Source organism: Yersinia sp. 2540 StPb PI (assembly GCF_052217165.1).
Lineage (GTDB): Bacteria > Pseudomonadota > Gammaproteobacteria > Enterobacterales > Enterobacteriaceae > Yersinia > Yersinia enterocolitica_E.
Genome location: NZ_JAZGQC010000001.1, coordinates 4,382,740 through 4,407,603, shown reverse-complemented (window position 1 = coordinate 4,407,603; position 24,864 = coordinate 4,382,740). Strand labels below are relative to the sequence as shown.

Here is a 24,864-nt window from a genome sequence, read left to right as displayed (position 1 = left end):
ATGCTAAGCAGGCGTATTTTATGCGACATTTTTATTATCCAGAAAAATTACGGTATCAGACTAAACTGAGTTCCACAGTAATCATGTTTGCCCTTTTTTTTTGCTCACAGGTAGTCGCCGCTCCTCAGGTCATAAATGTACCGAATGCGGGTGTGATTAGTAACGAAATACGGCAAACAACACCGGTGCCATTGCGTGCGCCACAGGAAGCTGAAATCAAACTTCCACCTTTGCTCCCTCCTACATCGTTTGGCGGTTCTACCTCGGCGGGAAGAATCATGTTACGTGAGGTTAGATTCGAGGGTGATACCCAGTTATTGCGGCACAGTAACAGAAATAATAAAGCACTACGCGCCGTAATTACGCCTTGGTTGGGGCAACAATTAACCTTTAATGATTTACAAGTCATGACGTTAGCGGTAACTCGCTTTTATCGACAACAAGGATTTGTTGCCACTCAGGCAATATTGCCACCACAAACTATCCGTGAAGGTGTTGTCATAGTTCGTATTATTGCTGGCAGATTAGATAAACCGGAGATTAATAATCAGAGCCGGTTGAATACTGATTTTGCTACTGCGGTGATTGAAAGTAATAGTTGTAGCAAAGCAGTGGGTTTTGTTGGCAATAAAGATTGTGCCGCTTCTCCGGCTGAGTTATCCCGCCTTGAACGCACCACCCTTATTCTTAATGAAATTCCAGGGGTTGATGCTGCTTTGGCATTAAAACCGGGAACTCAATCGGGAATGACGAGAGTTTATGCTGATATTTCCCCAGGACAGACTGCGATGGGATATCTCGGTGTGGATAATCAGGGTAATGATTATTCTGGTCATAATCGGTTATTAGTCGGTGGGGCACTCAATAATATGACCGGCTGGGGTGATCAACTACGCACTGATTTGATTTTATCCAGTTCGGTAGATGTATTCAATGGCATGTTGGATTACAACTTCCCCATTAATACTTATGGCACCCGTGCAGCGCTTAATTATAGTTATCTGGATTATACCCTGAAGGGGCCTTTCGAAATATTGGATGCTCATGGCCATTCTAACACTTGGGGCATTAATTTACGCCATCCGTGGATCCGTAATTCGGCAGCTAGAATTGATGTGAATACCGGTTATTATCAGAGCAGAATGCGTGATTCATTGATTATGCTGCCAGAACAAAAGCGCAATCTGGATGCCGGTGAGTTTGGTCTTGGTGGTACGTTTACCGCAGTACCTAGAGGGCTCAGTAATTTCACTTTACTGGGTACGGCAGGCCATCTGTCATTGGATGACGAATTCAGTCAAAGCATGAATTCCTTAACTGGTATTGGTGGCACTTTTGCCCGTTTTAATTATCGTGCCGGTCATGATCAGGGTTTTGGCCCTTATTTCACCTTTTTCAACCAATTTACCGGTCAAATGGCCAGTAAGAATCTTGATAGCTCACAAAAACTGTTATTAGGTGGGCCGCTGGCGGTGCGCGCCTATGGCATTGGTGAAGGGGCGGTGGATAAAGGCACTCTTTTCACTACCGAATTACGCACCCACTGGCAACTCTTACTTCCCACATGGGCAGGAACTGGGAATCAAATCACCTTTGCGGCATTTTTTGACCAAGGGTGGGGCTCTTACTATCGCCAGCCTATCGCGGGCCTGACGGGGAATAATATTAACCTGTCTGGCTTTGGTGCCTATATCACACTCTTTCGTCCGGCAGATTACACCTTGAATCTGACTTGGGCACATCGAACCGGCCAAGCTGCAATTGCACAACCGGATAACGACCAACTTTGGCTTAGCGCTTACAAGATGTTTTAGCGCTTATTGGCATATTTGTCAGATTTAATGGACGTGAATAATGAACAGTAAATTATACAAACTTATTTTCTGCCGTCGGTTGGGATGTTTAATTGCTGTCGGAGAATTTACCCGAACTTACGGACGGTCCTTTTCGTCTGGCGGCAAAAAAGTCATTAATGACAATAATACAAACGCTGGAATATTAAGCCGCCTGGCCATCATGACGGGATTAGCACTTGGCATATTACCGCTACGGGTATTCGCCCATCCCTCACTGCCGGTTAACGGTAATATTATTATCGGTCAAGGTGTGTTGAATGTTCACAACACCACCCTTACCGTGACTCAGCAAAGCGATAAGTTGGCAATCAATTGGGGCAGCTTTGATATCGCGCAGGGGAACAGCGTTATTTATAACCAGCCAGGGCAGCAGAGTATTGCGCTGAACCGGGTGCTTGGTCGCGATGCATCGCAGATATATGGCAGCCTAAAAGCGAATGGTCAGGTCTTTTTACTTAATCCGAATGGCATTCTGTTTGGAAAAGGTGCGCAAGTTGATGTTGGTGGTTTGGTTGCCAGTACTAAGTCCATGTCAAATCAGGATTTTGTTTCTGGGCGCTATACGTTGACCAGCCGAAGACATGAAGGCAAGTTGGTTAATCAGGCTAATTTGCGCACCACCCCTGGTGGCTATATCGCGCTGATTGGCCAGCAGGTTGATAATCAGGCTTCCGGTGTTATCGCGTCGCCGCAAGGAAAAGTAGCATTAGCGAGCGGGAGTCGCGTCACCCTTAATCTGGATCACGGCAGCTTGCTGAGTGTGCAAGTTCAGGGTGAGCAGGTCAGTACTTTATTGCAAAACGGCGGGCTGATTCAGGCTGATGGCGGGGTTATCCAACTGACCGCGCGCGGCAAAGAGATGTTAATGAATACCGTGATTGATAATACCGGTATTTTGCAGGCGCATAGTTTATCTGAAAAAAATGGCGTTATTTACCTCGATGGCGGCAGTGAAGGGGTGGTGAGCCAGCAAGGTGTTATTGATGTCAGTAGTGCGCAGGGCCGTGGCGGGAATGTTATCTTGCAAGGTGAAAAGATACATTTGGTCGCCACGAGCAAAATTGATGCTCGCGGGGCTGAGGGCGGTGGCAAAGTCCTGGTCGGGGGCGATTGGCAGGGTAAAAATAATGCGATAAAAAATGCCCGAGCAGTCGTCATGGATAAAGGTGCGGATATTGATGTTTCTGCTTCAAACCACGGGTCGGGTGGTACCGCCGTGCTATGGTCAGAAGATTACACTGGCTTCTATGGCAATATTTATGCTCGTGGTGGGCTACAGTCAGGTAATGGTGGGCAGGTAGAAACATCCAGTAACCGTAATTTACAGGCTTTTGGTCAGGTTGATACTGCGGCTATTCATGGTAGTCAGGGGAGTTGGTTACTTGATCCCGCAGAGGTAAGTATTGTTGGTAGTGGTGCTGAGAGCGGGGTAATGGTTCAGGTTGGGGACATTCCTGCTGGATATGTGAAAAATACCCAGGTTTTCGCTCCGACGGCCAAGGTAGCGCAAATATTGAATAGCAGTATCAATACTCAACTCGATCGCGGCACCAATGTGACGGTGACTACCACTAATCACACTTTAACGAATTGCCGCTGGTGCAATATTACGCTAGAGGCTGATATCAATAAAACAGCAGGTGGCGATGCTACGCTGACATTACATGCTGACGGCAATGTTGTTGTTAACAATAATATTACCGCTAATGTTGGCAAGCTGAATCTTAATTTATTAGCGGGTAATTCCACTGCCGACTCTGTTATTACATTAAATAATAGTGATGTGTTGTTAAATAAAGGGGATTTGTTGGCAAAACATGCCAATGATAACAGTGCGACTCGTATTATTATTATGGGTGGGAGATATGATGTCGGCAACTTCACTCTTGAAGGAAATGCAGGGGTGGCATCGCAAATTGGGGTGAGTATCAGTCATGCTGCTAATATTTCTGTGGCAGGTGAAACGCGTATAGCGGGTGAAAGTAGTCATGCTAATGGGCAAGGGTGGCGTGGTGTTGATATATCTGATGACTCAGTCTTGACTGGTTCGGGTAATATATTATTTGCTCTTAAGTCTAATTCTAAAAGTTCGTGGGTAGGCACATTTACGAATGCAACCATTACCGGTGATAAAGATATCACATTCCTGGTAAATACCAATGGTAGTGCATATGGTGGGATGGACTTTATTAATGGCAGTATTTACTCTAAGTCTGGCAATGTTTTATTTGATATCAATGGTGATATCTTTACCCAGGCTAACCTTGGGTTACGGATAAAGGAATCTCAAGTTAGTGGCAATAATGTAAAATTAAATATCAATATCACTGGAGTTGATGGTTTATTACTCAGAGACAGTAATCTTACGGCAACTGCCGGTAATATTGATGTTAATGCTACTACTACCAATAAAGGGCTATGGATCTCAGGTAACACTAATATAAACGCCAGTGGCGATATTAATCTGAAAGGCGTAACCACGAACTCTACAGTTGCGGGTGCTGATGCCATCAGGATAAGTGGTAACTCCAGTAGTGTTCAGGTCAATATGACTGCCGGTGGTAATATATCGCTGGTGGCGGTTAATGAAGGAACGGAAATCGGTACTACAGTTGTTGCGGATTTTGCCAATATAAAAGCACAGGGAGGCGATTTTAATTTAAATATCAGTGGGGTCAAAGGCAGCCCTTTCAATAATGTCACTATCAGTGCCGATAATATTTTAATGAATGGTAATATCATCGGTAATGACGTTGTATTGATGAAAAATACAGTTCTTACTGCTAAAAATGATATTAGAACCAATTTAACCTCCGCCACACATAAAGCCTTCGGGTTCAGCGGTAATAGTGCGATGACGGCAGGGCAAGATATATTATTAGTTGCCAATACCTCAGCACTCGCTGTGGAGGCGGTGACAATAAATGGGACCTCATCTAACAAAGTAAATATCACTGCGGGGAAAGATATATCAATAGTAGCCAATAATCATGGCAATACTACAGGGGCGGGTGTTGGTATTGATGGGGCTAATATTGAAACTAAAAACGGAAACTTCACAGTAAATAACAATGGTTCAAAAGGCATAACCTGGGCCAATTTAGATCTCACAGCAAATGAGGTTAACGTTGTCTCTAACTCGACTAGCTCTGCCGGATTGGCAATACGTGAATCTAATATTACTGCTACAACAGGTGATATTAATGCCAATGTAACCTCCGAAAAAGAAGGTATTTTGATTAAGCCAAATACCATTTTTAATGCTAAGAAAGATATTAATCTGACGGGAGTTGCCACCGGTGATGGCGAAGGGATTTTTATTCAAGGGGATTCAAATACGTCACATAATAATCTTAATGCACAAGGAAATATCACCTTAAATGGTAAGGCTGATATGGGGGCTGCTACGCGAGCATCTGTCTATCTATTAAATACGACGCTGACATCAACTGAGCACAATATTGATATCAATGGTCTGTCTCAGGGTTCGAGACACGTTTACTTTACTGATGTAGAACTTAATGCTACTGCGGGGAATGTTACTGTTTATTCTGAAACACTGGCCGCTTTACCGACTTCATTAAGCACTGCATTAAGTTTGGGGGGGAATATCAGTATAAAAGCCCAAAATGGCTCGATGATCGGTAAAGCATTTAATACGACGCAAGGCTCAGGCGTTGGTTTTAGAGCCAATAGTACCTTGTCGGTTGAAGGGAGTATTGCGTTTCAAGGCGAGACAGAAGGCAATGGTGCTACCCGCAAAGGGATTGATTTTAATGGCGTGAATACACTCAATATTGCTAAAGGTAGCCAATTATCTCTCCTCGGTGAAAATAAAGGGGCACCAGCGACTGCTGGCGGAGAGGGTATTACCCATACAGATGCGGCTCAGTTAACGATAAACAATAATGGTTCTTTCAAAATGGAAGGGCGCTCAACCAGCGGTGTCGGCATTAACTTTCCTACCAGTAATAATACCGTGGTATTAAGTGGCGAGGGTGACACTCTCATTAGCGGCAGTAGTGTCGAAGGTATTGGGGTTGCTATTTCCGGTGTGGTTAATAACGGTACCGGCCCGGTCACGATTGAAGGAACCAGTATTGATAGCGCCGGTGTTCACCTCTTCAGTGCCGAGCATCAAATTAATCGTATTAATGTCACCGGGAGTTCAACCCATGCCGAAGGTCTGCGCATTAGCGGCAATGCCACTATTGCTGATACCACTCTGGCCGGAGAATCAATGAATGGCAGTGGTGTGAAAATTGATCCACTGCCGGGTGCTAATATTGTCACTCATGCCGTGTTGGATAATGCCACGCTCAATGGCAGTAGTACTAATGGCATCGGCGTAGAGATTGCCAATGATATAAAGGGTGTCCATCAGAGTGTTATTAATGGCACCACCGATGGTGTTGGTTATGGCATTGATATAGCAGAAAATTTACATGTCATCGGCACCAGTGAAACCGATTTGCTGACACTAAACGGGGTGGCAACAACAGATACCGGTACTGGGATAAAACTCAATGGCAATAATGATTTAAGTAATACCAGCTTAAATGGCTCGGCTGTGGATGGTATTGCATTGCATATCATCGGCCCACTGACCAATCAAGGCAATACGGTATTGAACGGCACTGCTTCCGGCAGCGGTATTGGTGTGCGGGTTAATGGCCAACTGAGCGACAGTGTGGTGAATGGGACTGCGGCCAGTGGCATTGGTGTTCAAGTTATGAATGGTGTGCTTGATGACAGCCGCATCAATGGCATCTCCGATACTGGTTCTGGGGTTGGCGTCAATGGCGACACGGTGCTGAATAATACCGTGCTGGTGGGAAATAGTTCGGATGGTAACGGGGTGGAGATCGGGGGCCGCCTGTCAGGTAGCCACGGCAGCGCAGTACAGGGTGAGGTGGTTAACGGCACGGGAGTGTATATCGATAGAGATGCCACTCTCACTGGTGGCGGCACGGACGATCTGTTTGCTGTCAACGGTAATGCGATGGGCGATAAAGGCACTGGTGTGCAATTGGAAGGTAATAATACCCTTGATAATACCACGCTAAACGGTAACGCCACTCAGGGTACCGGTGTTGATATTGCCGGTCCGCTGGTGAATAACTGGAATACCCGTGTGGATGGCAAAGCCACTGGCGGCAACGGGGTGGCGCTGAACGGGGCGATCGCTGGCGGCACGGTTAATGGCAACTCGGATAGGGGTACGGGTGTCAAAGTTGATGGTGATACCCAACTTAATAACACCACCCTTAACGGTAACAGTCCTGATGGCAAAGGGGTGGAGATCGCCGGTAACCTCACTGGCCGCAATGGCAGTGTGATACAGGGCGATACCACTAACGGCACCGGGGTGGACATTGCTAAACAAATCCTCCTGGAGGGCGGCGGCCTGGATGATCTGCTCAATGTTACCGGCAACGCCACCGGCGAGAATGGCACCGGCGTGCAGCTTGACGGTCTCAATCTCCTTGATAACACCTCGTTGGCAGGGAATGCCACTAACGGCACCGGGGTGGATATTAATGGTTTACTACAAAATGAAGGTAACACCACGATTGGGGGTAAATCTGAGAATGGCAACGGTGTCCAGCTTGGAGGGGCAGTCAGCGGTAGCACAGTTACTGGTACATCAGCTAATGGCAGCGGCATCAAGGTGGTAAATGACAGTAATCTGGACCACGCCACCCTTAACGGCAACAGCCCTGACGGCAAGGGGGTAGAGATCGCCGCGAATCTGACGGGGCAAAACGACAGTGCGGTATATGGCGATACCACTAACGGCACCGGGGTGGACATTGGTAAACAAATCCTCCTGGAGGGCGGTGGCCTGGGTGATCTGCTCAATGTTACCGGCAACGCCAGCGGCGAGAATGGCACCGGCGTGCAGCTTGACGGTATCAATCTCCTTGATAACACCACCCTGACGGGGAATGCCACTGAGGGTACTGGGGTGGATATTAATGGCTTACTACAAAATGAAGGTAATACCACGATTGGGGGTAAATCGGAGAATGGCAACGGTGTCCAGCTTGGCGGGGCAGTCAGTGGCGGCACAATTAATGGTACATCAGCTAATGGCAGCGGCATCAAGGTGGCAAATGACAGTAATCTGGACCACGCCATCCTCAACGGCAACAGCCCGGACGGTAAGGGGGTAGAGTTCGCCGCTAATCTGACAGGTGGCAACGGCAGCGTGGTGCAAGGCGATACCACTAACGGCACCGGTGTTGATATTGGTGAAAATGCCTCGCTCAGTGGCCCGGCACCGGATGATCTGCTGACGGTGACCGGCAATGCTAGCGGTGAGAAAGGCACCGGTGTTCAGTTAGGCGGCAACAATACGCTGAATGACACCACCTTAGGCGGTAATGCCAGCGATGGTCATGGCGTGGAGACCACGGGGCTAGTATTCAACAGCGGCAATACGACGATTAATGGTGATGCCGCAGGTGATGGTCATGGTGTGCATATTGGTGGCCCAATGAGTGGTGGTAGGGTCAACGGCCGTTCCGACAATACTCATGGTATTTTCCTCAATGATTATGCAGCGATAACTGACATCACGCTTAGCGGGAATACCGGCTCATATAAGCCATCGGTGTTTTTCACCTTGCCGGAGAATATTGGTGACAATGTGATTATCAATGGCAAACCTGTTAATAAAAATAATTTTGGCGATAAAGTCAGGCCGGCCCCTAATCCCGGAGGGAAATCGACTGGAGATAGTACGCAGGTAGCTCAGTCTCAGGAGGGGGGGGAATCAGCCTCGTTACTCAGAAGACGAAACCAAATCCTCAGTGCCTTTGAAACACAAACTTTACCGCCCTCTATCCTGACTGAATATGAGCATGATAGTACAGACCATATCAGCCTCACGGTTTGTATTCCTAAGGGTATAACCTCCGAACAGGTTACCAATCAGCACGAGCTATGCGGGACCCATGTTCTCGGTAAGTGGAACCCTCTGACTAAAATATCGGGTCAGGAGTAATGGATTTTTAACTCTCTAAATTTGCTAGAGAAATCGTGATATCGATGTAAAAAGGTGAGCTGACAATGGTGGAGAAAACGGCTGAATTAGCATCAGCGGTAGAACAGTCGACCGCATTCTCATTACCCTATTTCGAGTTTTTAGTGTGTGTGCGGCGCTATGAGGAGGCGGGGCGATTACTGGTCTTGATGTTGGAGCAACTGGACCGCCAATATGGCCGCTGGGATGTTTTTTCGCTTAAGCATCAATCGGTACAGCAACAGGAGCATTACTGTAATCGCCTGGCTGCGGCTATTGGCAACCTACTTTCTGATCCTGGTTTTGTGGTATCCGATAAAGGTTTTTTACAACTGATTAATTTCCATCGCTGGATAGCGTTGATATTTGCCGCATCACCTTTTGGTCATGCGGATCATGTGATTACCAACCTTAATCAAGCGGGGGAGGGATGCGCTCATCCTTTGCGCTTTGAGCACCATAATTTTCTGAAATTTTGCCTGATGTATTTACCTGAATCGGGTATTCCGCTTCAGCCGGATATATTGTGGCAATTTAATCCCCCGGTTGCCGCGGCACTGTTTCTGGCGTTACTGTCGCCACGTATTTTACCCAGCGCTGCCGGGCATGCGAAACGTGAGCGGCTATTAGAGTGGTTACCTGAAAAACTACTAACGCTAGAGAATCTTGAGGGCTTACCTGAACGCATCCTGCACGATGTTTATATGCATTGCAGTTATGCGGATAGAGCAGCAAAACACGCCATAAAACGCAGTATTAATTTTCACTTACGTAACACGTTGCTGCACAATGGGCTATCTGATAACCACTCCCTCCCACCTGCACGGGATAAACCATTGATGCTGGTTATCCTGGAGTGGTTTAACAGCGGCCATTCTATTTACCGTACTCACTCCAGTACGTTGCGCGCCGCGCGTGAGCAGTTTTCCACCCATGGCGTCACCATTGTGGGGGCCACTGATGCCATCACCCGTGACGTTTTTGATGATTTTACCGAGGTCCAGCGGGCGGGGGCGGTTGAGGCTATTGTGGCATTGGCGCAACAATTGCGACCGGATGTTATCTACTTCCCCAGTGTCGGGATGTTCCCACTCACCATTGCACTGACTAATTTACGCTTAGCCCCCTTACAGATAATGGCACTAGGCCATCCGGCAACGACCCATTCCGGCTATATTGATGCGGTATTAGTGGAAGAGGATTATCTGGGGGATCCTCAGTGTTTCTCCGAAAAAGTGGTTGCGTTACCCAAGGACTGTCTGCCCTATGTGCCGCCTGCCAATATTTGCCAGCCGGAACCGATACAACATTTCGATGAGCGCCCAGCAGTACATATCGCGGTTTGTGCCTCGGCGATGAAAATTAACCCTCGCTTTATCGATACCTGTGCTGAGATTGCCCGGCAAACATCAACGCCGGTGATATTTCATTTTTTGGTGGGTTTTTGCTGGGGAATTACCCATCGAGTGATGGAAAAAGCCGTTAATGCTGTTATCCCTCAAGCTAAAATCTATGAGCATTTGGCCTATCAGGACTATTTATTGGTTATTAATCAGTGTGACCTGTTTATTAATCCTTTTCCTTTCGGCAATACCAATGGCATCGTCGATACTGTGCGTCAGGGGTTACCCGGTGTTTGCCTGAGTGGGGCTGAAGTACACGAACATATCGATGAGGGATTGTTCCGTCGGCTGGGATTATCTGAGGAGCTGATTGCGCATGATTTGGCTGAGTATATTGCGGTTACCGTGCGGCTGATCACCGATATTGAGTGGCGTAATAGCCTACGTCGCCAGTTGTTAACAATTCAGCCTGATAATGTGCTGTTTAGCGGGAAACCTGAGCAATTCGGGCTAATTATTAGAGGCCTGCTTGATGATTGTGGTGCTGAAAGAGGATAAAAAAAGCCTCCTGAATCGGAGGCTTGAGTAGACACTAACATCAATAAGACTTATTTATTACGCCGCTTCAGTTTGCCGTTGTTTGGTTGGCTGCTTTAGTGCGGGCTTGGCTGCCAAGGCATCGGCTGCAAACTCATCGACATTAATTGAGCGCAGGCGACTCTCTTCTGCTTTAGTCAAAATAGCGGCCTCTTCAACATTGATTTTCCCTTCAGCCAGCGCATTTTTTGCCAGCACATCCAGGCGAGTAAATGGCAGGCTTTTACCCGCTTCTTTACTCAGGCGCTTATGAATTGGCTCTGCTGCAATCACATCTTGCAAAGCGGCTTCCAGCAAACCTACCGGATTAAACTCGCTCGGTGTCAGATACTGACCACGACCAATACGGCTGCGGGTTGCTGAAGGTACTTGCAGTAACTGCGCCAGTTGATGGTCCAGCTGGTCTGACGGTGCCTGATGTACGCGACCAAACGGGAAGACCACCAACCGCATTAACCCGGCAATAACGCCATTTGGGAAGTTACGCAGTAAATCATCCAGAGCCTGCTCTGCCTGATGCAGTGCATCTTGCACACCCCAATGTACCAACGGCAGGTCTTCTTTTTGGCGGCCTTCGTCTTCATAGCGTTTCAACGTTGCTGATGCCAGATACATTTGGCTGAGAATATCCCCCAGACGGGCAGAGATACGTTCACGACGTTTCAGGCTGCCACCCAACACGCCCATTGAGACATCAGACAGTAAAGCTAAATTGGCGCTCAGGCGGTTCAGATGCTGGTAATAACGGCGAGTGCTGTCTTTGGTTGGTGTGGCACTGGTGCGGCCATTGGTCAGCCCCAACCAGAAACTACGGATTTTGCTGCTACCCACATGGCCCAAATGACCGAACAGCGCTTTATCGAAGGCGGCAACATCATTCGATTGTGCTGCTGCCATTTCATCCAGAACAAACGGATGGCAACGGATTGCCCCTTGGCCGAAGATAATCATGCTACGGGTCAGAATGTTAGCGCCTTCAACGGTGATACCGATAGGGGCACCTTGGTAGCCACGGGCTACGAAGTTGGCCGGCCCAAGGCAGATCCCTTTACCGCCCGCAATATCCATGGCATCCATCACGGCGCGTTGACCACGGTGGGTACAGTGATATTTAACGATAGCGGATAACACCGCCGGTTTCTCACCTAGCATAATACCGCTGGTAATTAAGGTTGCCGCCGCGTCCATCACATAAGCATTACCGGCGATTCGCGCCAACGGCTCTTCAATCCCTTCCATTTTACCGATTGAGATTTTGAACTGACGACGAATATAGGCGTAAGCACCGATCCCCATCGCCACACTTTTCAAGCTACCAGTGGCATTGGACGGCAAGGTAATCCCGCGGCCAACAGACAGGCATTCCACCAGCATGCGCCAGCCCTGCCCAGCCATTTTTGGCCCGCCGATGATGTAATCAATCGGCACAAAGATATCATTGCCACGGGTCGGGCCATTTTGGAATGGCACATTCAGTGGGAAGTGACGACGACCAATTTCCACCCCAGGGGTGTTGGTTGGGATCAGCGCACAGGTGATGCCTAAATCAACGGTATCGCCCAACAGATGTTCAGGGTCAGACAGTTTGAACGCCAGCCCGAGCACTGTGGCGATCGGGGCGAGGGTGATATAGCGTTTATTCCAGGTCAGGCGCATGCCCAGTACCTGCTTACCTTGCCATTCGCCCATACAGACGGTGCCGGTATCTGGGATTGCGCCGGCATCAGAACCCGCTTCTGGGCTGGTCAGGGCGAAACAAGGGATCTCGTCGCCACGGGCCAAACCAGGCAAATAATGATTTTTTTGCTCTTCAGTGCCGTAGTGTTGCAGCAATTCGCCGGGGCCGAGAGAGTTAGGAACGCCAACCGTGATGGCTAAAATGCCAGACACGCCAGACAGTTTTTGCAGTACACGTGCCTGAGCATAAGCTGAGAAATCAAGGCCGCCGTACTCTTTCTTAATGATCATCGCAAAGAAGCGGTGTTCTTTCAGATACGCCCACAGTTCTGGCGGCAAGTCAGCCAGTTCGTGGGTAATTTGGAAGTCATTAGCCATACGACAGGCTTCTTCTACCGGCCCATCAATAAAAGCTTGTTCTTCGGCGGTTAACTGCGGTTTTGGGTAGTTATGCAGTTTCTTCCAGTCAGGCTGGCCCTGGAATAAATCACCTTCCCACCAAGTGGTACCTGCATCAATCGCTTCTTTTTCGGTGCGTGACATCGCAGGCATGACTTTACGGAACATGCGCAATGCGGGTGCAGAAAACAGTGACTGGCGCAGTGGGGTCAGCGTCAGGGGTAGCAAAACAATCACCAGAGGCAATAATGCCCAGAATGACCATAACTGCAACGCTCCCATCGCGGCGGTGTAAACGACAAGAATCAAACTACTGAGATAGAGGTTCACCTGGTGATAGAACAGCACACCAATAAGAACCAGTAAGGCAACAATGCTAAGAACCATCATAGTGAAGCTCCTGAGATGTAGGAGGTCTGACCTGTTGAGAGATACATTTGTTGTAGTCCATCTCATTATTTTTATCAATACCATTACATGTTATTTACAACTCATCTCACAAACTGCCCGCATTAATAGTTAAAACTCTTATGTCTTATTCATTACAGTGCTTCTCGCTGTTTATGCTATCCGGTACACTGACGGCTGATGAATATCGATGCCATAGAACTATAAAGAGGCTCCCATGTACCAGGATTTAATCCGCAGTGAATTGAATGAAGCAGCAGACACACTGGCAAACTTTTTGCAAGATGATAGCAATATCAATGCTATTGCGAACGCAGCCGTATTATTGGCTGATTCTTTTAAGGCTGGCGGTAAAGTCTTGTCATGCGGTAATGGCGGTTCCCATTGTGATGCCATGCATTTTGCCGAAGAGTTGACCGGCCGCTACCGCGAGAATCGTCCAGGTTATCCGGCGATTGCTATTTCAGATGTTAGCCATATCTCTTGTGTTAGTAATGATTTTGGCTATGACTATATCTTCTCTCGTTATGTTGAAGCCGTCGGTCGCGCAGGGGATGTATTACTCGGTATTTCCACTTCTGGTAATTCAGCTAATGTCATTAAGGCGATTGATGCTGCTCGTGCCAAAGGGATGAAGGTTATCACCCTGACGGGTAAAGACGGTGGCAAAATGGCGGGCACGGCAAATATCGAAATTCGGGTTCCCCATTTGGGTTATGCCGATCGCATTCAGGAAATTCATATCAAAGTGATTCATATCTTGATTCAATTGATTGAAAAAGAGATGGTTAAAGCCTGATATGTCGTGGTGATCAACGGTATTATCAATCTCGTTGATCACCTTGACGGTGAGCGAGAGCAGCTACAACGCTGCAACACCAAGAGCTAAGATATACGCGGGAGGTTGGTTATGTGCGAATTGCTCGGGATGAGCGCAAATGTTCCCACGGATATTTGCTTTAGCTTTACTGGCCTGGTGCAAAGGGGCGGGGGGACTGGCCCACATAAAGATGGCTGGGGTATTACCTTTTATGAAGGTAATGGTTGCCGCACGTTTAAAGATCCCCAACCCAGTTTTAATTCACCCATAGCCCGTTTGGTACAAGACTACCCGATAAAATCCTGTGCGGTGGTTTCTCATATCCGTCAGGCAAATCGCGGTGAAGTGGCGTTAGAGAATACCCACCCTTTTACCCGCGAAATGTGGGGGCGAAACTGGACGTATGCCCATAACGGCCAACTTAAAGGTTATCGTCAATTAGAGACCGGTACTTTCCGGCCTATCGGTCAGACTGACAGCGAATATGCTTTCTGCTGGCTACTTAATCAATTGGCAAAGCGCTACCCTCGTACTCCCAGTAACTGGCCAGCGGTATTCCGCTATATCGCTACCCTATGTGAGCAGTTGCGGGCAAAAGGGGTCTTTAATATGTTGCTCTCGGATGGGCGTTTTGTGATGGCGTTCTGTTCGACCAATCTGTATTGGATTACGCGCCGGGCACCTTTTGGTAAAGCGACCTTACTGGATCAAGATGTTGAGATAGATTTTCAACGCCAGACCACACCCAAAGATGTGGTCACGGTGATCGCGACTCAACCCCTGACAGGTAATGAAACCTGGCACAAAATTGCACCAGGTGAATTTGCATTATTCTGTTTTGGTGAGCGAATTTGATTTGGTGAGCGCATATTGCGATACCGGTGCATTGGAGACTGGCGGGCGGCTGAGTACATACTGCCCGTTGATCACTGCAACGGAGGGGGGCATCCGGTTTTTGGTAAAATAGGCATATCCCGGCTGTAATTGCCGCCAGAAGCTGTAATCCGACGAGTTACGGTGGCGTTGCATATTTTGTTCAGTCATACGGAATGGATAGATACTGATATCCACTTTTTCCTGACCAAAGATAAATGCCGTTTGCACGTAGTTAAATATCTCGTCCATATAGGCATCGGTCATTGCATAACAGCCGATTGATTTGCAAGCGCCGTGGATCATCAGATATTTCCCTGAATAACCCTGCGACTTATCATAATCATTTGGGAAGCCAATATTGATTGCCCGATAAAACTTACTGTCAGGTTTTAAATGGCGCATATCAATACTGTAAAAACCTTCCGGGCTTTTAAAATCCCCTTCACGGCGTTTTGGGCCAAGGCCACCTGAAAATTCACAGATGCGATAGCTTTGCACTAAACGATATTCACCTTGTAGTCTGGCGTATAATTCCAGGGTACGTTCTTCTTTGAAAATCTGAATATAGACCGATGACCCGAGTAATTGTTGTTTTAGCTCTTTGGATACTGCCACAGGCTCACTGGCTGAGCTGGTGAAGGATACCGCAGGCAAACCAATTATCACCACAAACGTAAGCATCGCAAACAACCGTGCGATTTTGCCCATTTATTATTCCTACTTATATTATGTAAATTATGCCACTGCATTTTTCGATTTATAGGCGCAGATTATCAGTCGGAAAAATTTTAGCAATATATGTTTTGTATAAAATAACCACAAAGTCGGTAAACATGAATTAACGATACGATTTTACCGAGTGGATAGATAAATTAGCCGTAAAATATTCGTGTTTGCTTGACCCAGGTCACTGCATTTGTCAGACAGTGCGGAATGAAAATGCTAAAATCGTCCACTGCTGATGGCTTGCACATGTAATCGTTATAACAGCCATTTTACCCTGAAATCATTCAATGTGGGTATCAGTACTCATTACCGCGATGCTTTCAATTAGCGTTTATGTTTATCTAATTGACTGGGTATTAAACCGTCGTTTAACTGAACCATGAAAGTATCTTATCTTTATGTGGCTGTACACTCTGGGCTAAGTACAGCATTTGATATAACTAATAAAGTCGCTCAAACCTATGATTAAAATAAAGAAAGGACTCGACCTACCCATCGCCGGAGCACCTGTGCAGGTGATAGAGGATGGTCCTGCTATTCGTCATGTGGCTCTGCTCGGTGAAGAGTATGTGGGCATGCGCCCCTCAATGTTGGTGCAAGAAGGTGATTGGGTTAAGAAAGGCCAGGCGCTCTTTGAAGATAAAAAAAATCCAGGGGTGACCTTTACTGCGATCGCCAGTGGTAGAATTAGCGCTATTAATCGTGGTGAACGCCGGGTGCTACAATCTGTTGTGATAGCGATTGAAGGGGATGAGCAAGTTCCTTTCCCACACTATGATGCAGCGGACCTTAATCATCTGAGCAATGAACAGGTGCAAAGCCTATTACTGGCGTCTGGTTTATGGACCGCATTCAGAACCCGCCCGTTTAGTAAAACCCCTGTTCCTGGTAGTCACCCACGCGCTATTTTTGTCAGTGCAATGGATACCCAATCGCTGGCAGCCGATCCGCAGGTCATTATTGCCACTGAGTCAGACGCCTTTAAGCATGGTTTAACTGTTCTTACACGTCTAACTGAAGGCAAGGTGCATGTGGGCCATGCCCCGGGGCAGGTGGTTGCCAACCATTCGAATGCCCAGATAACTTATAATGAATTCTCCGGCCCGCATCCTGCGGGTCTGGTTGGTACCCACATCCATTTTCTTGAGCCGGTGAGCTTGCGTAAAATGGTGTGGCATGTGGGTTATCAGGATGTGATTGCTATCGGTAAATTATTTACCCGTGGTGAACTCTGTACTGACCGCATCGTTGCGCTGGCGGGTCCACAGGTAAATCAACCGGTATTAGTGCGCACCCGTTTGGGTGCCAGCCTGGCTGAATTAACTGCGGCTAAGTTAAAAGAGGGGGAGAACCGTATTATCTCTGGTTCAGTCCTCAGCGGCACGGCTTTCTCCGCAACTCATGGTTATTTGGGGCGTTTCCACCAGCAAGTATCGGTTATCCGCGAAGGGCGAGAAAAAGAGCTATTTGGTTGGGTAATGCCAGGTCGCGATAAATATTCGATCACCCGCACCACGCTGGGCCATTTCTTCAAACGCAAACTGTTTGCTTTCTCTACCGATATGCACGGCGGGGAGCGCGCTATGGTGCCTATTGGCAACTATGAGCGGGTGATGCCACTGGATATCCTGGCAACCCATTTGTTGCGTGATCTGTTATCCGGTGATACCGACAGCGCGCAAGCGCTAGGGTGCCTGGAGTTAGATGAAGAAGATTTGGCTTTATGTACATTTGTCTGCCCCGGTAAGTACGAATACGGTCCGGCACTGCGCGACATATTGACCCAGATTGAGCAGGAAGGATAACTGATGGGCCTGAAAAATTTTCTTGAGAAAATAGAGCACCACTTTGAAGCGGGTGGCAAATTAGAGAAGTACTATCCGCTATATGAAGCCGCAGCCACTATTTTCTATACGCAGGGCAAAGTAACACCGGGTGCTTCCCATGTACGAGATGCAATCGACCTGAAAAGGATGATGATTCTGGTATGGTTGGCGGTATTCCCAGCCATGTTCTGGGGCATGTATAACGTAGGGCTACAGGCTATCCCGGCGCTAAACCAACTCTACAGTGGCGCGGAACTGCAACAGGTTATAGCCAGTGACTGGCATTACTGGTTGGCACAAATGCTCGGGGCGTCATTGGCTCCAGATGCTGGCTGGGCAAGCAAAATGGTGCTGGGGGCGGTTTATTTTCTGCCTATCTATGCCGTTGTGTTTGTGGTCGGCGGTTTTTGGGAAGTGGTATTCTCTATTGTCCGCAAGCATGAAATCAACGAAGGTTTCTTTGTCACCTCGATTCTGTTTGCCCTGATAGTCCCTCCCACATTGCCATTATGGCAAGCAGCACTTGGGATCTCTTTCGGTGTGGTTATTGGTAAAGAGATTTTTGGTGGCACCGGGCGTAACTTCCTCAACCCGGCACTGGCTGGGCGTGCTTTCCTATTCTTTGCTTATCCGGCACAGATATCCGGTGATTTGGTGTGGACTGCCGCTGATGGTTTTTCTGGTGCAACTCCATTGTCACAATGGAGTGTCAACGGTAGCCACAGTTTGGTTAACACCATTACTAATCAGCCTATTACGTGGATGGATGCTTTCCTCGGTAATATTCCCGGTTCTATTGGCGAGGTCTCTACGCTGATGATCCTGATTGGCGGTGCCATTATTCTTTTCGGCCGCATCGCCTCGTGGCGGATTGTGGCTGGGGTCATGATTGGCATGATTGCCACGGCCTACCTATTTAACTGGGTTGGTTCCACTACCAATCCGTTATTTGCCATGCCGTGGTATTGGCATCTGGTACTCGGTGGTTTCGCTTTCGGGATGATCTTTATGGCGACCGACCCGGTATCGGCTTCCTTTACCAATAAAGGGAAATGGTGGTATGGCGGCTTGATTGGTGCGATGTGTGTGTTAATCCGCGTCGCTAATCCAGCTTATCCCGAAGGAATGATGCTGGCGATCCTGTTCGCCAACCTGTTTGCACCGCTGTTTGACTATGTGGTTGTTCAGGCCAACATCAAGCGGAGGAAAGCGCGTGGCGAGTGATAAACCAAGAAATAATGACAGCATCAGCAAAACGTTGCTGGTGGTAATTGTGCTCTGTCTGGTGTGTTCTGTGGTGGTTTCTGGTGCGGCTGTTGGTTTGAAAGCCAAGCAGCAGGAGCAACGGCTATTAGACAAACAGCGCAATATTCTAGCGGTAGCGGGTTTGTTGCAACCAAGAATGCCGGCAGAAAACGTTCAGCGGGAATTTGCGCTGCGCATTGAACCACGGCTGCTGGATTTGCAAAGCGGTGCGTTTATTCAACAAGATCCGGCAACCTTTGATCGTGCTCAGGCACTGCGTAGTGACCAAATGAGCATTGCCCTGACGCCCGCACAGGATATTGCTGGCATCCGCCGGCGCGCGAATGTCGTTGAAATCTACCTGGTACGTGGTGAAAGTGGTCAAATCAACAAGATAGTTCTACCTGTTTATGGCTCCGGTCTGTGGTCAATGATGTATGCCTTTGTTGCCATCGACACTGACGGCAAAACGGTGCGTGGTATCACCTATTACGATCAGGGTGAGACCCCAGGTCTGGGAGGCGAGGTTGAGAACCCAATCTGGCGTAACCAATGGATTGGTAAGCGGTTATTTGACGAGCAAGGGCAACCGGCTATTCATATTGTTAAAGGGCGCGCACCGGCTAATGATCCTCACGCCATCGATGGTCTGTCAGGCGCAACCTTGACCTCTAATGGGGTGCAAAACAGCTTTGATTTTTGGCTCGGTGAAAACGGCTTTGGCCCGTTCCTGAAAAAAGTGCGCGAAGGAGCGTTAAAAAATGGCTGATAGCAAAGAGATTAAACGGGTTTTATTTGGGCCGTTATTTGATAACAACCCGATAGCCTTACAGATCCTTGGCGTTTGTTCCGCACTGGCGGTGACCACCAAGCTGGAAACCGCATTAGTGATGACGCTGGCCGTTACCTTGGTAACGGCGTTCTCCAGTTTCTTTATCTCACTGATTCGCAATCATATTCCAAACAGCGTGCGCATCATTGTTCAGATGGTGATTATTGCCTCGCTGGTGATTGTGGTCGATCAGATCTTACGGGCTTATGCCTATGAGATATCCAAACAGCTATCAGTATTTGTCGGCCTGATTATTACTAACTGTATTGTGATGGGGCGTGCTGAAGCTTATGCGATGAAATCGCCGCCGATTGAAAGCTTTATGGATGGTATTGGTAATGGTTTGGGTTACGGTGTGGTGCTGGTGTTGGTGGGTTTTGTCCGCGAACTGATTGGCTCCGGCAAATTATTTGGAGTAACAGTATTTGAAACCGTCCAGAACGGCGGGTGGTATCAGCCGAACGGATTGTTCCTGTTGGCACCAAGCGCATTCTTTATCATTGGTTTGCTGATTTGGGGTCTGCGTACCCTGAAACCTGCGCAGATTGAGAAGGAGTAATTGATGATGGAACATTACATCAGTCTGTTTGTCCGCGCGGTGTTTGTGGAGAATATGGCGTTAGCATTCTTTTTGGGGATGTGTACTTTCCTCGCTGTTTCCAAGAAAGTGTCGACCGCCTTTGGCCTTGGTATCGCGGTAACGGTGGTATTGGGTATCTCAGTACCTGCGAATAATCTGGTTTATAACCTGGTGCTGCGTGATGGCGCATTGGTTGAAGGGGTTGATCTTAGTTTCCTCAACTTCATCACCTTTATTGGTGTTATCGCTGCCATAGTGCAGGTGTTGGAGATGATTCTCGATCGCTATTTCCCGGCACTTTATAACGCATTGGGTATTTTCCTGCCACTGATCACCGTCAACTGCGCCATCTTCGGCGGCGTCTCCTTTATGGCGCAACGAGATTACAACTTCCCTGAGTCCATCGTTTACGGCTTTGGCTCGGGTATCGGTTGGATGCTGGCGATTGTAGCGCTCGCAGGTATTCGCGAAAAAATGAAATATGCCAATGTGCCTGCGGGCTTACAGGGGTTAGGGATCACCTTTATCACAACCGGATTGATGGCCTTAGGGTTTATGTCTTTCTCCGGTGTGAATTTATAAAGGCAGGAATAATTCATGGAAATAATTCTGGGCGTAGTGATGTTCACCCTCATCGTACTGGCATTGACGGTGATGATTCTATTTGCCAAATCAAAATTGGTGAATACCGGTGATATTACCGTTGATGTTAATGATGATGCGGACAAAAGTTTTACCGCTCCGGCAGGGGATAAGCTGCTCAACATGCTTTCCAGCCAAGGTATTTTCGTTTCTTCAGCTTGTGGTGGTGGCGGTTCCTGCGGGCAGTGCCGCGTGACGATTAAAGAAGGTGGCGGGGATATCCTGCCGACGGAACTTTCACATATCTCAAAGCGTGAAGCGAAAGAAGGCTGCCGGTTAGCTTGCCAGGTTAGCGTTAAGCAAAATCTGAAAATTGAATTGCCAGAAGAAATCTTTGGGGTGAAAAAGTGGGAGTGTGAAGTTATCTCTAATGATAATAAAGCCACATTTATCAAAGAACTGAAACTGAAGATTCCAGATGGTGAAGTGGTGCCATTCCGTGCTGGTGGTTTTATCCAAATAGAAGCTGAACCGCATACCGTTAAATATGCGGACTTCGATGTGCCTGATGAATATCGCGGTGATTGGGATAAATTCAATCTGTTCCGGTTCGAGTCAGTGGTCGTTGAACCAACGGTGCGTGCCTACTCGATGGCAAACTACCCACAAGAGCGTGGCATTATCATGCTTAACGTGCGTATTGCCACGCCACCACCGTCAGTTCCTGATGCGCCGCCGGGCATTATGTCCTCTTATATCTGGTCACTAAAACCCGGTGATAAGGTGATTATCTCTGGTCCATTTGGTGAGTTTTTTGCCAAAGATACCGATGCCGAGATGGTCTTTATTGGCGGTGGGGCGGGTATGGCACCGATGCGCTCGCATATTTTTGATCAGCTTAAGCGGCTACATTCGAAGCGTAAAATCAGTTTTTGGTATGGTGCGCGTTCACGGCGTGAAATGTTCTATGAAGAAGATTTTGACCAGTTACAGGCTGAGAATGATAATTTCCGTTGGCACGTTGCATTATCAGACCCACAACCGGAAGATAATTGGACGGGATATACCGGCTTCATTCATAACGTGTTGTTAGAAAATTACCTTAAAAATCATCCGGCACCGGAAGATTGTGAATTCTATATGTGTGGCCCTCCGATGATGAATGCGGCAGTTATCAAGATGCTGAAGGATCTCGGTGTGGAAGACGACAATATTATGCTTGATGATTTTGGTGGCTGATTTGCCATTACACGGCTTTTTACTGCAATTGGGGATATTGTGCAGAAACAGATAACACATTGGTTCATGGCAGTGGTGGGGATTTTGCTGCTCACAGGATGTGGTCCTGAGCAAGTTAATCTCGAAGGTAAAACCATGGGAACTTCATATTCAATTAAGTATATGAGTGACTCATCCACACCCAGCCCAGAGAAGTTACAGCAGGAAATAGACCGCGAGTTGGAACAGGTTAATGACCAGATGTCGACATATCGGCCCGACTCTGAATTGAGTCGCTTTAATCAAAGTCGCGCAGTGAATACACCTTTCGCGGTTTCAGCGGCGACGGCTAAAGTCGTGCGTGAGGCTATTCGCATTAATCGCCTGACCGATGGTGCGCTGGATGTCACCGTTGGACCTTTGGTTAACTTATGGGGCTTTGGTCCTGAAGGGCGGCCAGATGTTGTTCCTACTGAGGCTGAAATTGCCAAACGTCAGGCATGGGTCGGTATTAATAATCTGGCCGTAGAAAATGGTGCCTTGGTCAAACGGATCCCTGAGTTGTATGTTGATCTATCCTCTATTGCCAAGGGATATGGGGTCGATGTTGTGGCCGAATATCTGGAAACGCAAAATATCACCAACTATATGGTTGATATCGGAGGGGAAGTACGGACTCGTGGCAATAATGGGGAAAATAAACCTTGGCGCATTGCGATAGAAAAACCTGTCGCAGGTTCTGCGCAAAGTGCTCAAGAGGTTATCGAACCTGGACGTATGGCAATAGCAACCTCAGGGGATTATCGTAATTACTTTGAACAGAATGGTGTGCGTTACTCACATACGATTGACCCGGATACCGGCCGACCAATTAACCATCGATTAGTCTCAATTACTGTTTTGGACCCAAGCTGTATGACCGCAGATGGACTGTCGACTGGGTTAGATGTCCTTGGGCCAGAAAGAGGGATGGCACTCGCTAATTTACTGGGTATTCCGGTGTTTATGATAGTAAAAACCGATGAAGGTTTTGAGGAACGCTATTCTGATGCGTTCAAACCTTATCTGCAAAAACGGCCTTGATAGGAGAGGATATGTTGACTGTTTTTATCGCATCCTTTGTTTTCTTTCTATTGGCCATCGGCGGGATGTCGTTAGGTTATATCGTAAAACGTAAAACCTTACAGGGCAGTTGCGGAGGAATAGCGGGTTTGGGGATGGAGAAAGTATGTGATTGCCCTGAGCCTTGTGATTCTCGTAAGAAGCGCTTGGCTAAGGAAGCCGCTCGCCAGAAAAAATTGGATCAATACCGTATCCTATAAGATGTGTTATAGATTACGATGCTTTAATGCCGAGCATTCTGTATAAAACGTGGTTATATGCACGACAAGTAAATTTAGATATAACCCCCCAGCCAACTCAGTGTTGACCAGGGGGGGTATTTACGCTTTAGTGCTATTCGTGGCTGATTAGTCTACGGCGATAATGCTGTTTTTTCATTTTCTGATTTACGTCTATACCATTGTGGTTGTTTTTTACTTATTTATTCTTACTTGCTCACTATACTTTTAAAAAGTGCAGGAGAATCAACCATAACTCCATTTGCCTGTAATTCTCTCGCTTTTTTATAATCTTCGGGAGTATTGATGCCGAAGAAAATAATATGTGCGTTGGTATTCCTTCTAAAACAATCCATCGCCTCTTTATCCCAGCTTAATACTGCGTCAGAACGGCCTTCGCCCAACGTGTATTTTTCTACCACTTGTACTTTGCGATGTAGCTCTAAACCATACCAACGCTCTTTATTATCTGCTGGCAATTCACATTTATGATCCATCATAATATTAGCTAATTGAGTACGGGTAAAGTTGCGGCTTTCAAATCGCTTGATTTTATGCGAGGCATCGCTGTCTGCATTGACTGTATCCAGTGCCTCCAGATAGTTATCATCCGTAGAGTAAACCCGGGTACGTGCGAAGCGATCTTTTTCTCCCTTGCTGGTTGCGGTAAGCGTCTCTTTTAGGGCTTTGGCAAAGGTTATTGGGTTGGCATCGGGCGATTTAATGTCCAGATAGAATGTCGTGTCAGGATACTTCTTCAGCACTTCATCAAGTGTGGGAATACCTGTGTGTGAGCCAGCCTTAGGTTGAATATGATGTTTCTTATCATAGGCAACGCTCGCATCCACTTTAGCCAGTTGTTGTGCAGTATAACCTGAGATGGCACCGGACTTATCTGTCAACTCTTTGAGGTCTATAGGGCGATACAATACCGGAATATTATCTTTCGATAGTTGTAATGTAATCCATATGGCGTCAGCACCATTAGACAGTGCTTTATCGATAGCCGGTAAGGTATTTTCTGGCGCATCAGCCGTTCCTGCGCGGTGGGCAATAATTTGTGGCGCTGCAAGGGTAACAGATTGGGCGTTAACAACAAAGGTAGCGGAAAGGAGTAGGGTAGCCATTATATAATTTCGCATAATATATAGTTTCCATTCATTATCTAATAATGAATTTTATGAGTTGAAGGTTAATCATATAACTAACATTTTTCGACTTTATCGAATTTAAAGGTTTTTTATTAAAAATAAATGACAAAATGCTAAAAAAAACCAATAACAGTATTCAATTCTGTTATATACGTAATTAGTTGGTGTTTTGATTAGGATAATTATGACTTCTCGCGGTGGTTATCTTGATATGAATAAATAGGGGAGTATTCATCAATGATAGAATTACATACTGATATTGATGATGTTTATTACCTGTCGCGGAGTGAGAAAATTCTGTATAAATCTTAAAAACCATTAGTTAAGCAGACAAAGATTGTATTAGTGTGAGGTGAGATTT

At 47.2% G+C, this 24,864-nt stretch carries 16 protein-coding genes; 13 read left to right on the top strand and 3 right to left on the bottom strand.

Going from position 1 to position 24,864, the window contains the following annotated elements; all coding sequences use genetic code 11:
- The first annotated feature begins 20 nt into the window (after positions 1 to 20).
- The 3 genes from V1956_RS20660 to V1956_RS20650 all read left to right on the top strand — a co-directional run bounded on the left by V1956_RS20660 (position 21) and on the right by V1956_RS20650 (position 10,784).
- Entirely contained in the window at positions 21 to 1,814 is a 1,794-nt protein-coding gene (locus V1956_RS20660) for a ShlB/FhaC/HecB family hemolysin secretion/activation protein (RefSeq protein WP_442825608.1), read from the top strand.
- A gap of 40 nt (positions 1,815 to 1,854) precedes the next feature.
- On the top strand, positions 1,855 to 8,865 hold the full coding sequence (locus V1956_RS20655; RefSeq protein WP_420074646.1) for a two-partner secretion domain-containing protein: 7,011 nt from the start codon (positions 1,855 to 1,857) through the stop codon (positions 8,863 to 8,865).
- 65 nt (positions 8,866 to 8,930) lie between these two features.
- On the top strand, positions 8,931 to 10,784 hold the full coding sequence (locus tag V1956_RS20650) for a glycosyltransferase (RefSeq protein ID WP_372558147.1): 1,854 nt from the start codon (positions 8,931 to 8,933) through the stop codon (positions 10,782 to 10,784).
- Positions 10,785 to 10,841: 57 nt separating this feature from the next.
- Here the strand turns inward: V1956_RS20650 and fadE are convergent, their stop codons facing one another.
- Positions 10,842 to 13,289 carry an acyl-CoA dehydrogenase FadE gene (fadE, locus tag V1956_RS20645; protein ID WP_083160153.1) on the bottom strand — a complete coding sequence of 816 codons (2,448 nt, stop codon included), beginning with the start codon at positions 13,287 to 13,289 and terminating at the stop codon, positions 10,842 to 10,844.
- A 235-nt stretch (positions 13,290 to 13,524) separates the two neighbouring features.
- On the opposite strand from fadE, the gene lpcA reads away from it, so the two are divergent.
- Entirely contained in the window at positions 13,525 to 14,106 is a 582-nt protein-coding gene (lpcA, locus tag V1956_RS20640) for a D-sedoheptulose 7-phosphate isomerase (protein ID WP_420071431.1), read from the top strand.
- A gap of 111 nt (positions 14,107 to 14,217) precedes the next feature.
- On the top strand, positions 14,218 to 14,982 hold the full coding sequence (locus tag V1956_RS20635; RefSeq protein WP_102970460.1) for a class II glutamine amidotransferase: 765 nt from the start codon (positions 14,218 to 14,220) through the stop codon (positions 14,980 to 14,982).
- Here V1956_RS20635 and dpaA read toward each other — a convergent pair.
- Positions 14,956 to 15,711: a peptidoglycan meso-diaminopimelic acid protein amidase gene (gene dpaA / locus V1956_RS20630; RefSeq protein WP_083160149.1), complete on the bottom strand. Its 756-nt coding sequence runs from the start codon at positions 15,709 to 15,711 to the stop codon at positions 14,956 to 14,958. The genes V1956_RS20635 and dpaA overlap by 27 nt on opposite strands.
- A gap of 479 nt (positions 15,712 to 16,190) precedes the next feature.
- Between dpaA and V1956_RS20625 the strand changes: the two genes are divergently transcribed.
- The 8 genes from V1956_RS20625 to nqrM are packed head-to-tail and all read left to right on the top strand — an operon-like array spanning position 16,191 to position 23,334.
- Complete coding sequence (locus V1956_RS20625; RefSeq protein ID WP_442825607.1) at positions 16,191 to 17,534, top strand: Na(+)-translocating NADH-quinone reductase subunit A; 1,344 nt, start codon at positions 16,191 to 16,193, stop codon at positions 17,532 to 17,534.
- A 3-nt stretch (positions 17,535 to 17,537) separates the two neighbouring features.
- Positions 17,538 to 18,779: an NADH:ubiquinone reductase (Na(+)-transporting) subunit B gene (locus V1956_RS20620; RefSeq protein WP_083160144.1), complete on the top strand. Its 1,242-nt coding sequence runs from the start codon at positions 17,538 to 17,540 to the stop codon at positions 18,777 to 18,779.
- The gene (locus V1956_RS20615) at positions 18,769 to 19,569 is read left to right on the top strand and encodes a Na(+)-translocating NADH-quinone reductase subunit C (protein ID WP_420071434.1); all 801 of its coding nucleotides are present in this window, start codon (positions 18,769 to 18,771) and stop codon (positions 19,567 to 19,569) included. Before V1956_RS20620 ends, V1956_RS20615 begins: the two co-directional genes overlap by 11 nt.
- Positions 19,562 to 20,191, top strand: coding sequence for an NADH:ubiquinone reductase (Na(+)-transporting) subunit D (locus tag V1956_RS20610; protein ID WP_083160140.1), 630 nt, complete (start codon positions 19,562 to 19,564; stop codon positions 20,189 to 20,191). The genes V1956_RS20615 and V1956_RS20610 overlap by 8 nt, the downstream gene beginning before the upstream one ends.
- Before the next feature lie 6 nt (positions 20,192 to 20,197).
- Positions 20,198 to 20,794, top strand: coding sequence for an NADH:ubiquinone reductase (Na(+)-transporting) subunit E (nqrE, locus tag V1956_RS20605; RefSeq protein ID WP_004392325.1), 597 nt, complete (start codon positions 20,198 to 20,200; stop codon positions 20,792 to 20,794).
- A gap of 15 nt (positions 20,795 to 20,809) precedes the next feature.
- Positions 20,810 to 22,033, top strand: coding sequence for an NADH:ubiquinone reductase (Na(+)-transporting) subunit F (gene nqrF, locus V1956_RS20600; protein WP_372558153.1), 1,224 nt, complete (start codon positions 20,810 to 20,812; stop codon positions 22,031 to 22,033).
- Between the two features lie 39 nt (positions 22,034 to 22,072).
- On the top strand, positions 22,073 to 23,095 hold the full coding sequence (locus tag V1956_RS20595) for an FAD:protein FMN transferase (protein WP_372559836.1): 1,023 nt from the start codon (positions 22,073 to 22,075) through the stop codon (positions 23,093 to 23,095).
- Positions 23,096 to 23,106: 11 nt separating this feature from the next.
- On the top strand, positions 23,107 to 23,334 hold the full coding sequence (gene nqrM / locus V1956_RS20590; protein ID WP_372558154.1) for a (Na+)-NQR maturation NqrM: 228 nt from the start codon (positions 23,107 to 23,109) through the stop codon (positions 23,332 to 23,334).
- 227 nt (positions 23,335 to 23,561) lie between these two features.
- Here the strand turns inward: nqrM and V1956_RS20585 are convergent, their stop codons facing one another.
- Positions 23,562 to 24,494 (bottom strand): glycerophosphodiester phosphodiesterase family protein, encoded by a 933-nt coding sequence (locus V1956_RS20585; RefSeq protein ID WP_372558155.1) that lies wholly within the window; start codon positions 24,492 to 24,494, stop codon positions 23,562 to 23,564.
- Positions 24,495 to 24,864: the final 370 nt, after the last annotated feature.